Origin of the sequence: Anaerocolumna xylanovorans DSM 12503 (assembly GCF_900143645.1) — a bacterium.
GTDB lineage: Bacteria > Bacillota > Clostridia > Lachnospirales > Lachnospiraceae > Anaerocolumna > Anaerocolumna xylanovorans.
Genome location: NZ_FRFD01000009.1, coordinates 62999 through 78139, shown reverse-complemented (window position 1 = coordinate 78139; position 15141 = coordinate 62999). Strand labels below are relative to the sequence as shown.

Sequence of the window (15141 nt, the reverse complement as noted above, 5' to 3'; positions counted from 1 at the left end):
CTAAAAAATGAGACAAAATATGGAAAGCATAATAGCTGCAAGGAGTAATCAATGATACGTTCAAAAAAAATGCTACAAAAGATTATGCTCTTAAGCATTGCCGCACTAATGATAAGTTTTTTTTCTCCGGTAAGGACAGAAGCAGAGATAAATAAACCATACTATATTAAAGTAAATAAACAGCAAAACTGTGTTACAGTTTACGGAAAGGATGAGAAGGGATATTATACGGTACCGGTAAAAGCTATGGTGTGCTCAGTTGGTGTGGATACACCCCTGGGGGTCTTTCAAACACCTGCCAAATACCGTTGGAAGCTGCTGATGGGAGATGTTTGGGGACAGTACTCTACCAGAATTGTAAAAGGAATCCTATTTCATTCCGTCTGGTATTACAAGATGGATGCCTCCACACTGTCCGAGAGGCAGTATAATAAGCTTGGAACTACAGCATCCCATGGCTGTGTAAGGCTGACGGTAGAGGATGCCAAATGGATATATGATAATTGCCCCCTTGGTACAAGTGTAGAAATATATAATGGAAAAGATCCGGGACCCCTTGGCAAGCCGGAAGCAGTAAAACTATATGCAGGTTCGGGCTGGGACCCCACGGACCCCAGCAAAAATAATCCCTATCTGCAAAAACTGCCCACTTTAAAAGGTGCCGGAAGTAAATCGGTGGAGTGGGGCTCTAAGGTGGATTTGTATGCGGGAGTTAAGGCAGTATCTTCTACCGGGCTTGATATTACAAAGAACATAAAAGCTTCCGGGAAAGTTGACAGCTTTACAGCCGGAAGTTATAAAATTACTTATTCAGTGAATGACACACTGGGGAAAAAGACAAGCAAAACAGTAACTATTACAGTGAAGCAGTGTAAGAGTGCACCTGTTATAAAAGGAGTGGCGGACAGTGTTGTGGGAAAGGCTGCCGTAATTGACAAAGCCTATGCCCTCAAGGGAATATCGGCGTATCTCTCCACGAAAAAGCTTTCGAGTAAAGATATCCAGGTTGTAATAAACAAGGTCAATGCGAACGAATACAGCCTAAAATACAGTGTAAAAGCTGAAAATAACAAGATAGGCAAGGCAGCAGCGACAGTCCTGGTTGACACGGCTCCGCCTGTTTTAGAAGGCGCCTCTTTTAAAAGCATTACCAAGGAACAGCTGCTGGCAGGAAAAGAGGGAATCCTTAAGTTAGCAAGGGAAGATATAGCGGTACAGGATGACTATTCAGAACTGACTGCCGCTGATGTGAAAATAACGGTAGAACCAAGAGAAGACTATGCATTTCTGATTCATTACAAGGTATCTGATAAAGCAGGAAATGTCACAAAGGAAACGGTACAGTACACTTATTTTGACAGCGTGCGCATAGAAGGAGTCCAAAACCGGTATGATGTACCAAAGGATACGGAAATGGATGATGTGTTCGCATTGTCAGGAATTCATGCATTTGCCAGTGATAATACAGACTGTACGGAACTTATAACAGTGGGTATTTGGACTGGTGACAATAAAAACTATGAGATAACTTATACCATTGCAGGACAGGATGGCAAGGAAATTTCTGTAACCTGTTATTATACGCAAAGTTCAGACAATACCGGAGAACACAGCCAGACGGGTCAGAACGGACAGTAGAAGATAGAAGAAGGGCTGCCGCAGAACAGTCATATAGCTGAAAGCTATTTGCTGTTTGGCGGCAGCCCTTATCATTTTAACCCCTTTCGTGAATATCAAATCTTTGATTTGATATTCCTGAATACGTAGTTGAAAAATTCATTTTTCACACTAGCTCCCATGGCATAAATCGTCTGCTTGCAGATGATTTACTGCCTCAAATCAGGGTGTGAAATGTTTTCTATTTCACACTAACAGCCATGCCTTCCTCAATACACCTCAAGTTTGTGCCGAGGATTTCGCAGGCATTTGTGTGAATTATGCTTTTCAATAATTCACACTATGATCTTGGTGATTTAGCCATCTTTTTAATCATTTCAACCTTCTGCCTATCAGCAGGAGACATATCCTTTGTCAGGATGTCTACCAGTAAATCATTTTCTTCCTTTGTAAAGGTTAAGTTCATTGACTTAAGCTTGGCATTTGCTGTCATCAGCAGGGGTAGTACCTTATCCTGCGATTTCCCTTCAGCTTCATTTGCCAATTCCACAAGGATTGCAAGCTTTCTGGCATCAATATTCTTCATTGCCGGGTGATTCATCCACGAAAAGTTATTCATAGCTGCCTCCATTCCACAAAATAATTATTCCTGCATCATATTAAACATCATTGAAAAGTTATCGAAGGTGCTTTTTTGCTCCGGTGTCAGCATAGAGCTTAAAATTTCCATCATGTCCGGACTAAATCCGGTGCCGCCGGTGCCGCTGTTTTCCTTACTGTTTTCCTGGTTTTCTCCGGTACTTTGCTGGAAAGCCATCATGTTTGACAGAGAAGAGTAGGTTTCAAACATATTTTTCATTCTTAAAAAGTTAAGTATATTATCAATGATTTGTTTTTCTTTGGCATAGCAGACATTACGGATACTGTTTAACAAAGCTTCTATATCAATACTTTGCATATTCAAGCCAGAGGCGGACACGCGATCATCATTTTTGACAGTTTGTAAGGTATCCATAAGCTCGGAGGTTTTAATAATCAAGCTGGCAGATTCCTGTGTCCGGCCATCCAGGTGCGGGAGAGCTGCTTTCATGATATCAACCATGTGCTTTAGGGGATTTTCAGAAGAAGCTTCACTGGAAGTATCAGAACTATCAGAGCTTTTACTATTTCCGGCAGACTCATAGCTGGATGTATTATCTGTATTATAAGAGTAACCGGAGTTATTCATATCCTCTGCCCCATAGGTATATCCGTAATCACTGGTTATTGTGGCACCGTGGGGATATCCATAAGAGTCTCCATTGCTCCAATTACCGGTACCAAAATCCCCATATGTATTTTCTGTGTTATTGTCCGCAGGGGGGGGAGAAGATCCATTTGCTGTGTCTGGATTATTTATTTCATTTTCCTCTCCTTTGCCGGAGGAATTTGGAATACCGTTATCTTCCATGGTTGTGACCTTTCTGGTTTATCATTATACTATATTCGGGGAAGAAAAAAATATAACCAATAGGAGTGACAAGCTGTCAGAAAAAAGGCAATAAAAAGATTCCGCAACAGTTTGTTACAGAATCTTTTTCTCGTTTAGAATGTCCCTTAACAGGGATAAAAGTGTTTTATTCCTATACAGGATATGTCAGACGGGTTTCATCAATACCGGTGAGAACTTCTCTAAGAAATTTATCTGCCAGATATTTGGCCATAGAAAGGTTCATGTCAAGATAATTACCGCAGTTAACAGCGGCAGCACCAGGGACCTCTCCGGTAAAATCCCGGATAAATTCATACATCTCGGTGATGAGTGGAACGACCTCACTGGACTTGTAATCGCCGGCAAGAATAAGATAAAATCCGGTACGGCAGCCCATAGGGCCAAAATAAATCGTCTTGTCAGAAAATTGAGGGTGGTTTCTTAAAAAGGTTGCGGCAAGATGCTCGATGGTATGAATTTCGGCTGTATTCATAACAGGTTCATAATTCGGCCTTGTCATTCGGATATCAAAGGTGGTAAGGGTTTCAGAACCAGCCATATCCTTTCTTGATACATAAATACCTGGCAGCAGCCTTAGATGATCAATTGTAAAGCTTGCAATCTGTTCCATTTTTTCTCCTTTCGGGTTCTTATATTATGTTATGCTTTATCAGTAAAGACTTAATGTCATGAATATTATAGCATATCAAAGGGGAGTGTAAAAGAAAAAAATAGTATACGCAAAAGGGGATATGGGATATAATAAAAAGGCAAAGGAGGGCATTATGTGGGACAGCATAATTTTTGATTTAGACGGGACCTTGTGGGACGCAACGGATGGGGCGGCAGTAGTATGGGCAGATGAAGCAAAGAAGTATAGTGAAGTGAAGGATACTGTTACCGCAGATAATCTAAAGGCTCTTTATGGATTACCTCTGGAAGAAATAGCAGTCAGACTGCTGCCGAGTGCCAGAAAAGAAACGGCTCTTGCTATTATGAGAGAAAGTGTAATAAGACAATGCCCATATCTTGAAAAAGATGGAGGAATTCTTTATCCGGGGCTTATTGAAACGCTAAAGGAATTAAAGAAAAGATATAAGCTTTTTATAGTCAGCAATTGCGAAGAGGGTTATATCCAGTGCTTCTTAAACGCCCACGGATTATGGGATGTTTTTACGGATTTTGAGTACCCGGGCAGAAGTGGACAGTTAAAGGCTGAAAATATAGGAAACGTCGCTAAGAGAAATGATTTAAAGGATCCGGTCTATGTAGGAGATACAATGGGAGATTTCTTAGCAGCTGCTAAGGCAAAAGTACCGTTCATCTACGCAAGATACGGCTTTGGGAAGGTAGAGGGCTATGAGCGGGCCATTGACAGCTTCCCGGAACTCCTGACTTTTTGACGAATACTTTATTGTTGACTTCTATTGACAGAATGGGTATACTTAAGGCAGAAAAGAAAAATAGAAATGCCGATGATTAAGAGTAGTAGTCAGATTGATCTGCTTACAGAGAGCTGGTAAAAAGGTGCAAGCCGGCAGCGGATTCTGAATGAATGGACTTATAGGCTCGGGAGGAAAGGGAAATCCCAAGTAATGCCCGACGGGAGCTTCATCCGTTATCAGCGGAGCATATATTTTGTATATGAAATTAAGAGGGCGTTTTACGCCAAGCCGGGTGGCACCGCAGAAGTTATGACTTTTGTCCCAGTAGATATTACACTAGTAATATGCTGTGGCAGAGGTCCTTTTTATGTTGAGGAAATTTATTTTTCAATAAAGTTTGATATTCACGGAAGGAGATAAATTATGTTAGACGGAAAGAAAGTATTATTCAGCGGAATGCAGGCAACAGGGAATATCACCCTGGGTAATTATATGGGAGCATTAAAGAATTGGGTTGCATTAAATAATGATGAGGCATACCAATGCTTTTACTGTGTGGTGGATCTTCATTCCCTCACGATAAGGCAGGACCCGGCAGAGTTAAGAAAAAGGGCCAGAACTCTTTTAAGTCTCTATATTGCTGCCGGCTTAGACCCGGTAAAGAACTGCATCTATTACCAGTCTCATGTATCCGGGCACGCAGAGCTTAGCTGGATATTAAACTGCTTTACCTATATGGGAGAGTTAAACCGTATGACCCAGTTTAAGGATAAGGCAGCAAAGCATACGGACAATATCAATGCCGGTCTTTTTACCTATCCGGTACTTATGGCAGCAGATATCCTTTTGTTCCAGACAGATGTAGTTCCTGTGGGAATTGACCAGAAGCAGCATCTGGAAATAACCAGGGATATTGCAGAGCGCTTTAACGGTATATACGGGGATGTATTTACCATACCGGAGCCTTATATCGGAAAGGTTGGGGCAAAAATCATGAGTTTGCAGGAGCCGGATAAGAAGATGTCCAAGTCCGATGAGAATGTCAATGCTACGATTTATCTGATGGATGATGCGGATACGGTTATCCGTAAGTTCAAAAGAGCAGTGACAGATTCAGAGAATGAAATCCGGTATGCGGATGAAAAACCTGGAATCAAGAATCTGATTGATATCTATTCTGCTGTTACTGACAAGACACCGGCTGAAGTTGAGAGAGAATTTGACGGCAGGGGTTATGGTGATTTTAAACTGGCAGTAGGAGAATCGGTAAATGGTGTCCTGCGTCCTATTCATGAGAGGATGGAGGAACTTACAAAGGATAAAGCTTACGTAGACGGCATCATAAAAGATAACGCTGAAAAAGCCACCTATTTTGCAACCAAGACTCTTAGGAAGGTACAGAAAAAGATAGGGCTTCCGGAGAGAATACGTTAAGACAGAAAAATAAAAGGATAGGCGTTTATGAAAATAATTTTCTTAGAAACAGATTCCCTGGGGGATGATGTGGATTTATCCATATTTGATGCATTGGGAGAGGTCATAAAATATAATAAGGGTGATGTCCGCAAGAACAAAGAGCGAATAAAGGAAGCGGATATCCTGGTAATGAATAAGGTACCCATGGATGAAGAAAACCTTAAAGAGGCAGAAAACCTAAAGCTTATCTGCATTACGGGCACCGGCACCAATATGGTGGATTTTCCTTATGTGAACAGGAGGGGGATAGCAGTAGCAAATGTAAAGGGTTACTCAACCCAGTCGGTTGTCCAGCATACCTTTGCATTGTTTTTCTACCTTTATGAGAAGCTAAGCCACTATGATGCCTTTGTAAAATCCGGCGGCTATGTAAAAAGCGATATTTTCAGCTGCTTTGATGAAAAATTCAATGAGCTGTCGGGAAAGACCTGGGGAATTATAGGCCTTGGAGATATCGGAAAAGGGGTTGCAGGCATAGCGAAAGCCTTTGGCTGTCAGATAATCTATTATTCTACCTCCGGAAAAAATCAGAATGAAGATTACACCAGGGTAGATTTTGATACCTTATTAAGAGAATCAGATATTATCTCCATACATGCTCCTTTAAATGACGATACAAGGAATCTTATCGGAGAAGAAGCCTTTCGGGAGATGAAATCTACGGCCATCCTTCTAAACCTTGGCAGGGGGCCCATTATTGGGGAAGAGGCTTTATACAAAGCCTTATCGGAAGGCTGGATTGCCGGAGCGGGGCTTGATGTGTTAAGACAGGAGCCTATGTCGGCAGAGAATCCCTTATTGCAGATTCAGGACAGCAAACGTCTGATAATTACTCCTCATATTGCCTGGGCTACAGTAGAAGCAAGAAAAAGATGTGTAGCTGAGGTCTTTGAGAATATGAAAGCCTTCTTAAAGGGAGAAGAGAGAAACCGTGTAATAAAATAAAGCAGTGAACAGGAAAGGCGGTATGTACTCATTTGCAGAGAACATACCGCCTTCGGGTTTTGATTACTTGCTACTGTACGGACTTTACTTCATTCCATTTCTTGATATAGAGAGCATCCATTTTTTCACCAAGATAATGGTAGGTGGTGCAGCGATCTAAGACATCCTGACCGGGAAAAGCAATAGGGCTGTTCTTGATATCTTCATCTGTAATTAACTCTCTGGCAGCCTTATTGGGGGTAGAGTAGGTGATATAGTTAAAATTCTTAAGGGCAATTTCAGGATCACACATGAAATTAATCCATTTTTCCGCATACTCCTTATTGGGAGCATTTTTAGGGATTACCCATCCGTCTATCCAGACATTAGAGCCTTCCTTCGGAACGACATATTCCAGGTCGGGATTTTCTCTCCGGGTAAAGATAGCCTCTCCGGAATAAATAACTCCAATAGGACTTTCGCCGCCGATCATCTTATCCCTTACCTGATCTACCACATAAGCATCTACAAGAGGCTTTTGTTCCTGTAAAAGCTTCTTCGCTTCGTCTATTTGAGCTTCATCGGTAGAATTAATAGAGTAACCAAGGTAGCTTAGAGCAATGGCAAAAGCATCTCTTACGCTGTTAATCATTAAGATATCACCGGCATAGCCATTTTTCTCAATGAAATCCTTATCAAATAATGCACCCCAGCTGTCTATGGGTTCTTTAATCATAGTTTTATTGTACAGGATTCCTACAGTACCCCAACAGTAAGGCACGCTGTACTGGTTACCGGGATCGAATTGTTCCGCACTTTTTAAATAAGAAGGGTCGATATTCTTAATATTTGGAATATTGTTATAATCAATCTTGGCAAGAAGTCCCTCACCAATCATCTTTTCAACCATATAGTCCGAAGGACATACGACATCATACTTTTGTGAACCGGTTGCAATAATGGGATACATATCTTCGTTTTGTTCGTAGTAACTCATAACCACGTTGATTCCGGTTTCCTTTTCAAAGAGTTTTTCCACCTCGGGATCAATATATTCTCCCCAGTTATAAACCAAAAGCTTTGGAGAATTACTTTTGGAACAGCCGGTAACAACTCCAGTGCTGGTTAGGATAAGACTGCATAGGAGCAGCAGTGCGGTTATTCTTTTCATTGTTTTACTCCTTTCGTAAATATCAATCTTTGATTTGATATTCTATATCTTTAAATTGTCATCTTCAGGCATTCCTTAAGGGCTTTTCACCATGTTCCTTATCCTTCTTCCGGTTGATCAGCACCAAAAGAATCAGGATACTGATAAATAGAAGTGTGGAAAGGGCATACATCTCAGGTTTGATTCCTTTTCTGACCTCCGTATAGATAATAGTGGAGAGTGTGTCAAAACCTGCCCCTTTGGTAAAATAAGTGATAACAAAGTCATCCAGTGACATGGTAAAGGCCAGCAGAAAGCCGGAAAGAATACCTGGGAAAATATCCGGCAGTATGATCTTAAAAAAGGCATAGGATTTTGTAGCACCTAAATCCCTGGCGGCCTCATATATAATGGCATTCTGTCTGGTAAGCCTTGGCATGACACTTAAGATAACATAGGGTATATTAAAGGTTATATGGGACATTAATATACTGGAAAAGCTTAAGGGGTAATTTAATGCTATAAATAGCAGCATCAGGGAGATACCCGTTACAATATCCGCATTCATCATAGGAACATTGGAGATTCCAAGAAGAATGCCTCGTGGAATCTTTTTCATGTTGCTGATGGCAAGGCAGGCACAGGTACCGATAACGGAAGCGATGATTGCCGCCAGTAAAGCAATAATCAAAGTGTTTCTAAGTGCCTCCATAATCGCTTCATCCTGGAAGAGGTTATGATACCAGGTAAAGGTAAAGCCTCCCCATCTGGAGCGGGACTTGGATTTATTAAAGGACAGTATAATAAGGATAAAGATGGGAGCATATAAAAACAGCAGAATTAATCCCAAATAAAAACGGGAAAAAAATTTCTTTACCATATGTTCTTACCCTCCGATTCCTTGTCGTATTTGGTAAGGATAGCCATACTGAACAGGATAAATACCATCAGAACCAAAGACAGGCCTGAACCCGTATGCCAGTTGTTCACAGTCTTAAATTGCTGCTCAATGATATTTCCGATTAAGACTACCTTGCTGCCGCCTAAAATATCCGATATAACGAAAGTGGTTAAGGACGGTACAAACACCATCGTAATACCGCTTACTACACCGGGCAGGGACAGGGGAAGGATAACCTTTAAAAAGGTTAAAAGGGAATTTGCACCTAAATCCCTGGCGGCATTTATGTAATCATCACTTATTTTTGACAGCGAATTATAAATGGGAAGTATCATAAAGGGCAGAAAATTATAAACCATACCGAATATGATAGCTCCGGGAGTATTGATTAAATCAAGGGCAGGCAGGTGCAAGAGCTTAAGAAAGGTATTGATAACACCCGTCTTTTCCAGAATGTTCTGCCACGCCAGTGTTCTTAGAAGAAAGTTCATCCACATGGGAAGAATAAATATCATAATAATAAAGGAATTATTCTTTAGCTTCATACCGTGAAGAATTAAGGACAGCGGATAGGCTAATAGTAAGCAAATTGCAGTACTGACTAAGGACAGCTCTAAGGAAAGCCATAGGGATGCCAGATTAATAGGGTCTGTTATCAGGGAAATGTTACTTAGGGTGAAGCCGCCCCCCTCGGCAGTGAAGCCATAGTATATTATGATAAAGAGCGGAATGATAACAAATATGCCCATCCAAATAGTGTAGGGATAGGAAAGCCATTTCTTAGTATTCATCCGGTGTCGCAGCCTCCTCATCCTCTGATTGGGGTTTGTTCATAATGTGAATATCAAAGGGATCCACCTTAATACCTACCTTGCTTCCTACGGGGAAGAGGTCAGTACTGTGCACCAGCCATTCATGACCGCCGGCAAGTACTTCCATTTCGTAATGTACACCTTTAAATATCAGAGAAGTGACCACACCGTTAAGGGCAGATTCCTCCTCCTTTATAAGGTCAATATCTTCCGGTCTTATTACCACATCCACAGGCTGGTTCTTCCCAAAGTCTTTATCTACACAGGCGAACTTCGTGCCGAGAATACTGACAAGCCCATCCTCCAGCATAGTGGATGGAATGATATTGCTCTCACCGATAAAGTCAGCTACGAAGGCATTCTTAGGTTCATTGTATATCATTTCCGGGGTTCCCACCTGTTGGATATAACCCTGATTCATGACAACGATGGTGTCGGACATAGTAAGGGCCTCTTCCTGGTCATGGGTTACGTAGATAAAAGTAATTCCAAGTTCATTTTTTAGGCGGATAAGCTCATACTGCATATCCTGGCGAAGCTTAAGATCCAAGGCTCCCAGGGGTTCGTCCAGTAAAAGTACCTTCGGTTCGTTTACAATGGCTCTGGCGATTGCAATACGCTGCTGCTGTCCTCCGCTTAAGGAATCAGGGCTGCGGTTTTCAAAGCCTTCCAGATTGACAAGTTTCAGGGCATATTTTATTTTATCCTGTATATAGGTTTTGCTTTTTTTCTTAATCTTTAATCCAAAGGCAATATTTTCAGCAATGCTCATATGAGGAAAAAGAGCGTACTTTTGAAATACGGTATTTAACGGCCTTTCATTGGGAGGGAGCTTTGTAACATCTTTTCCGTCAAAGATCACCTTGCCACTGTCAGGATTTTCAAAGCCGCCGATAATGCGAAGGGTAGTAGTTTTTCCGCAGCCGCTGGGACCGAGAAGGGTCAAAAATTCATTTTCCTTAATATATAAATCCAGATTATCCAAAACGACATTGTCGCCAAATTTTTTCGTAATTCCCATTAAATCAATCAGCTTACCGCCAGCCATTGCAAAATCCTCCTATGTAATCATGAAAAAATCGTCAGGTGCTATTAAACCGCCTGCCGGTTATAATTATATAAATTAAAAGCTTGGGGGTGTGGATATCCACAGCAAGCTGGCACCCTGCTTATCAGAAGCAGTTATATAGTGGTTTTTACCAGCTTTATAATAAAAGGACTCTCCTTTTTTTGCCTTAAAGGTCTTATTCCCGATGTGAAGAATGATACTGCCGCTTAAGACATATCCGAATTCTTCCCCTTCATGAGGGTTATCAGGATAGGTAGAGCCGCCAGGTTCTAAGGTAAGCAAAATAGGTTCCAGCATATTCTTTTGAGCATTGGGTATGATCCATTGGATATTGTTCTTTAATTCGGAATCATACTTTTCAAAATAGTCTGTTTTTTTAAATACCACCTGTTCGGTAGAAGTATCTGAAAAGAATTCCTCCAGATTGGTGCCAAGGCATTGCAGGATATCTACTAAGGTAGCAATGGAGGGGCTTGTTAAGTCTCTTTCCACCTGGGAGATGAAACCTTTGGAAAGCTCGGCTCTGTCTGCAAGCTCTTCCTGGGTCAAATTCTTCTGTACACGAAGTTCCTTGATCTTTCCACCAATTTTCATATATACCTCTTTCCTGAATAACAAACTTAATGACATTAAACTCAAAGTTTAGTGTTGCTAAACAGCACATCACTTATTATACACGGAATTAGTCCTATGTCAATGATTTATTTATTTTTATACAGGAAAATGAATAGGACGCAGAAAGTGCTGTAAATAAAAAGAAAAGGGGCTGTAAAAGCCCCCTTTGTACATTAAATTTAATAACGGTTTAAAGATAGATTTGCAAGTATTTTATATACCTCTCTGCCAATAGTAATTGCAAGTACTGTTGTGACAAGATCCTTAGCAAGCATCAAAGGTACGGAAGGTAAAAGCCATGCACCGGTTACACGGTAATATCCTAACAATCCAAGGAGGTGGCATACCAGTAATCCGCAGATGCTAAAGAAAACATCGGCATAATAGGATTTTTTACTGCCTAAGCCTGTAAGATATACCATAGGAAGAAATCCAATCAGATAACCGCCGGTGGGGCCAACCAGGGAATCCAGTCCGCCTCCGAAATTGGCGAAGACAGGGATACCTACAAGTCCCATTAAAAGATATAACAGCACAGAGGAAAATCCGGATTTTTTGCCCAGAATGGTGCCGATTAAGACAATTCCAAAGGTCTGCATGGTCATGGGAATTCCTCCCGGGAGCATAAAAGAAATCTGTGATAATACGGATAAAACAGCAGTAAAAAGTGCGATTTTAACCATTTCCTGAGTTGTAAAGAATTTTTGTTTCATCAGTCACCCTGTTCTTTCTGAAAAAATTTGATAATAGAATCCATCTTAGAGGTCATGCTCACAAAAAGCATGTCCACTAAGGTTATAGCTGCCATTGCCTCAACCACTACAACGGCTCTTGGAACAATAACCGGATCATGGCGTCCTTTGATTTTGATATCGATATTTTCGCCTGCTTTATTAATGGTTCTTTGGTTCATGGCAATAGAAGCAGTGGGTTTTACGGCAGCCCGGAAAACAATCTCGGAGCCGTCACTGATTCCGCCTAAGATTCCGCCGGCATGATTGCTTAGTTTGGTTACCTTTCCATCAGCTGCGTACAGAAAGGGATCATTATTTTCTATGCCTGTCTTTTCAGCAGCCAGAAAGCCGGAACCAAATTCAATTCCCTTAACGGCACCAATGGAAAGTACAGCCTTGCCCAGGTTGGCATCCAGCTTATCAAAGACCGGTTCCCCCACACCTGCCGGAACCCCTGAAATAATACACTCAATCACACCGCCAACGGAATTAAGTTCTTTGATTTTTTCCTGCATCAGTGTTTCGGCAGCGGCAGAAGCCTCCATATCAGGCATATAGAAGGGGCTCTTAAAGATATTATCCTTATTGCATTTTGCATAGTCAATGGTTATATTACCAATTGACTTTGTGTAAGCGCAAACATTGATGCCGAGTTCCTTTAGGATGGAAGAGGCAATGGCGCCGGCGGCTACCCTTCCGATAGTCTCTCTTCCGGAAGACCTGCCTCCGCCTCTGTAATCCCGAAAACCATACTTTGTATCATAAGTATAGTCAGCATGTCCGGGGCGGTAATAACCTGCTATTTCAGAATAATCCTTTGAGATCTGGTTGGTATTCATAACAGCCAGAGAAATGGGAGTTCCGGTAGTCCTGCCTTCAAATACACCGGATAATATTTTAACGGTATCTGCTTCATTCCTTTGGGTGGTGTATCTTGTCTGTCCGGGGCGCCTTCTGTCGAGAAATACCTGTATCGCTTCCTCATTCAGTTCAAGGCCTGCCGGACATCCGTCTATTACTGCACCGATTCCCTGACCATGGGATTCTCCCCAGGTTGTAATACGAAACATGGAGCCAAATGTTGAACCAGCCATATTAACCTCTTTCCGATATAAAACGCTATATCCATAAATATTTTCCTTAGTATATAAGAAAACCAAGTATTTATCAATATCTTTCGAGGACATTTTAAAAATACAATTCATATATTGTAATGATTGGTAAAGAAATAGTGAAAGAATAATTTACCCGGATACCAGGTTAACGTCTTTTATTCTAATAAGTCTGTTAGTTCTAAATACACTCTTTTTCCAGCTATTTTGAGGCGTTAGTACTATTTTAGGAAGTACTGCAAGTGAGCTCGCCCTATGCATGAGCGTTATGTTAAGAATAATTTACAAGGAGGTAATTATGCCAAATTATTATTATGCAAATAAAGGGAATGATAATAAAAAAGCAAATAGTATGAATGAGGGTAATCATAATACAGATTATTCCTTTGCGGATAAAAAAGGAGAGAGGGTTGAAAAGTCCTCAAAAGATTTAGTTATAGATGGCAATTCGGTCTATGAAATAGATCCGGACTGTTATGAAAGAGTCAAACAAAACAGGCTTAATGCCAGAGGAGATTGGAGCAGGAGATAAAGCGATGAAGATGCAACAGCCCTGTCCTTATGGGGCTGTTGCAAAGATAATTTAAAGAATAACCAGAATCAAATTAAAATATAACAGTTCCGGGAAGCCGAAAAAAGCTGCCACATGGCAGCTTTTTCCCGGTTTGATGTAGCTTCTAATTAATACTGTAGCAATTAGAAGGAGTTTCCGCATAAGCAAAGGATTAAGATAATCCAGATAATGGAGCCACAGCCGTCGTTTCCGCCGCATCCGCATCCACTGTTATTAAAACCGCCTCCTAAGAATCCGTTACCTCCACCACAGCAGCATAAAAGAAGAATTAGAATCCATGCGCTGTTGCCACTACCACATCCGCATCCACCACCGCAGTTTGTTGCAGCTAAATCACTCATGTATGAGCCTCCTATTTGTTATTACACTGTATAATATGAAAACTGGCTTGCCCTATTTCCTATATTTAAGAGAGAAATTGTTGAGCTTTTTCGACATTTACCGTTAATGCCTTGTACAGGGGAAGTATAAAAGGTTAGCGTTGTACCATTTTATTAGAGATGCTATAATATTTGGTAATATAGGAATATTCAATCACAGATTGCATATGCAGAAAAGAGGTTAGGTTGAAAAAACAAAAATGCTGTTTTTTCAACTACGTATTCAGGAATATCAAATCAAAGATTTGATATTCACGAAAGGAGTTAATATGAAAATTAAGGCAGAAGATACTATGGTTTTGGTTATTGATGTACAGGAAAAGCTGGTTCCTGTTATGAAAAATAGTACAAAGTGTGTCCGGAATATAAAGCTTTTAACAGAAGGGTTATCATTGCTTAATATTCCTTTTTTGATAACCCAGCAGTATACAAAGGGCCTTGGCATGACAGTACCTGAAATCAGAGGCTGTTTAACTCCCTTCTCTTATTACGAGAAGATAACTTTTAGCTGCTATGAAAATGAAGAAATCCGGGAAAGTATAAAAAACTTTCAGCGAAAAAACATAATTCTTTGCGGAATAGAAGCACATATCTGCGTACTTCAGACAGCAGTGGATTTAAGAGCTGCCGGCTATCAGGTTATTGCAGTGACTGACTGTATGGATTCCAGAAAGGAAGAAGACAGGGAAGAAGCATTGAAACGATTTGCTTATGAAGGGATAATGACAGCAACCTATGAGTCGTTATTATTTGAGCTGACCCGCAGTGCTGGAAGTGATATTTTCAAAGCCATTTCCAGGTTAATTAAATAAGAATATTACAAGCCTGCTTTTCATATACCTTATATAAATTATGACCCTATTGCCTAAAATTCCGTTATGGAATGTTTAGGGGAATCAAGTATTTGATGTTATTATTTGG

At 40.8% G+C, this 15141-nt stretch carries 17 protein-coding genes and 1 other annotated feature; of the genes, 6 read left to right on the top strand and 11 right to left on the bottom strand.

Features of this window, described 5'->3' with window-relative positions; genetic code table 11:
• Positions 1–51: 51 nt before the first annotated feature.
• Positions 52–1638 (top strand): L,D-transpeptidase family protein, encoded by a 1587-nt coding sequence (locus BUF11_RS15340; protein WP_073589737.1) that lies wholly within the window; start codon positions 52–54, stop codon positions 1636–1638.
• Between the two features lie 319 nt (positions 1639–1957).
• Here BUF11_RS15340 and BUF11_RS15335 read toward each other — a convergent pair whose 3' ends face one another.
• The 3 genes from BUF11_RS15335 to BUF11_RS15325 form a co-directional block, all read right to left on the bottom strand.
• Positions 1958–2236, bottom strand: a complete 279-nt coding sequence (locus BUF11_RS15335; protein ID WP_084558693.1) for a hypothetical protein — start codon at positions 2234–2236, stop codon at positions 1958–1960.
• A gap of 24 nt (positions 2237–2260) precedes the next feature.
• Complete coding sequence (locus tag BUF11_RS15330) at positions 2261–3067, bottom strand: hypothetical protein (RefSeq protein WP_073589735.1); 807 nt, start codon at positions 3065–3067, stop codon at positions 2261–2263.
• A 172-nt stretch (positions 3068–3239) separates the two neighbouring features.
• Positions 3240–3719 carry an S-ribosylhomocysteine lyase gene (locus tag BUF11_RS15325; protein ID WP_073589734.1) on the bottom strand — a complete coding sequence of 160 codons (480 nt, stop codon included), beginning with the start codon at positions 3717–3719 and terminating at the stop codon, positions 3240–3242.
• Positions 3720–3873: 154 nt separating this feature from the next.
• On the opposite strand from BUF11_RS15325, the gene BUF11_RS15320 reads away from it, so the two are divergent.
• The 3 genes from BUF11_RS15320 (at position 3874) to BUF11_RS15305 (ending at position 6894) form a co-directional block, all read left to right on the top strand.
• Complete coding sequence (locus BUF11_RS15320) at positions 3874–4491, top strand: HAD family hydrolase (protein WP_073589941.1); 618 nt, start codon at positions 3874–3876, stop codon at positions 4489–4491.
• 63 nt (positions 4492–4554) lie between these two features.
• Positions 4555–4800, top strand: a binding site (T-box leader).
• Positions 4801–4896: 96 nt separating this feature from the next.
• Positions 4897–5907, top strand: a complete 1011-nt coding sequence (gene trpS / locus BUF11_RS15310; RefSeq protein WP_073589732.1) for a tryptophan--tRNA ligase — start codon at positions 4897–4899, stop codon at positions 5905–5907.
• A gap of 27 nt (positions 5908–5934) precedes the next feature.
• Complete coding sequence (locus BUF11_RS15305; RefSeq protein WP_073589731.1) at positions 5935–6894, top strand: D-2-hydroxyacid dehydrogenase; 960 nt, start codon at positions 5935–5937, stop codon at positions 6892–6894.
• Between the two features lie 70 nt (positions 6895–6964).
• Here the strand turns inward: BUF11_RS15305 and BUF11_RS25225 are convergent, their stop codons facing one another.
• From BUF11_RS25225 to aroC, 7 genes are all read right to left on the bottom strand, one after another.
• Positions 6965–8044, bottom strand: coding sequence for an ABC transporter substrate-binding protein (locus BUF11_RS25225; protein ID WP_073589730.1), 1080 nt, complete (start codon positions 8042–8044; stop codon positions 6965–6967).
• A 64-nt stretch (positions 8045–8108) separates the two neighbouring features.
• Positions 8109–8903, bottom strand: coding sequence for an ABC transporter permease (locus BUF11_RS25220; protein WP_073589729.1), 795 nt, complete (start codon positions 8901–8903; stop codon positions 8109–8111).
• Complete coding sequence (locus BUF11_RS15290) at positions 8897–9715, bottom strand: ABC transporter permease (protein ID WP_073589728.1); 819 nt, start codon at positions 9713–9715, stop codon at positions 8897–8899. The genes BUF11_RS25220 and BUF11_RS15290 overlap by 7 nt, the downstream gene beginning before the upstream one ends.
• On the bottom strand, positions 9705–10784 hold the full coding sequence (potA, locus tag BUF11_RS15285; RefSeq protein WP_073589727.1) for a spermidine/putrescine ABC transporter ATP-binding protein: 1080 nt from the start codon (positions 10782–10784) through the stop codon (positions 9705–9707). Before potA ends, BUF11_RS15290 begins: the two co-directional genes overlap by 11 nt.
• Before the next feature lie 75 nt (positions 10785–10859).
• Positions 10860–11399 carry a cupin domain-containing protein gene (locus BUF11_RS15280; protein ID WP_073589726.1) on the bottom strand — a complete coding sequence of 180 codons (540 nt, stop codon included), beginning with the start codon at positions 11397–11399 and terminating at the stop codon, positions 10860–10862.
• 200 nt (positions 11400–11599) lie between these two features.
• Positions 11600–12133: a biotin transporter BioY gene (locus BUF11_RS15275; protein WP_073589725.1), complete on the bottom strand. Its 534-nt coding sequence runs from the start codon at positions 12131–12133 to the stop codon at positions 11600–11602.
• Positions 12133–13248: a chorismate synthase gene (gene aroC / locus BUF11_RS15270; protein WP_073589724.1), complete on the bottom strand. Its 1116-nt coding sequence runs from the start codon at positions 13246–13248 to the stop codon at positions 12133–12135. The genes BUF11_RS15275 and aroC overlap by 1 nt, the downstream gene beginning before the upstream one ends.
• Before the next feature lie 316 nt (positions 13249–13564).
• Between aroC and BUF11_RS15265 the strand changes: the two genes are divergently transcribed.
• Positions 13565–13798, top strand: coding sequence for a hypothetical protein (locus BUF11_RS15265; protein ID WP_073589723.1), 234 nt, complete (start codon positions 13565–13567; stop codon positions 13796–13798).
• Positions 13799–13962: 164 nt separating this feature from the next.
• Here the strand turns inward: BUF11_RS15265 and BUF11_RS15260 are convergent, their stop codons facing one another.
• Positions 13963–14181 carry a hypothetical protein gene (locus tag BUF11_RS15260; protein WP_073589722.1) on the bottom strand — a complete coding sequence of 73 codons (219 nt, stop codon included), beginning with the start codon at positions 14179–14181 and terminating at the stop codon, positions 13963–13965.
• 308 nt (positions 14182–14489) lie between these two features.
• Here BUF11_RS15260 and BUF11_RS15255 point away from each other — a divergent pair, with 308 nt between their 5' ends.
• Complete coding sequence (locus tag BUF11_RS15255) at positions 14490–15032, top strand: hydrolase (protein WP_073589721.1); 543 nt, start codon at positions 14490–14492, stop codon at positions 15030–15032.
• The last annotated feature ends 109 nt before the right edge of the window (positions 15033–15141 follow it).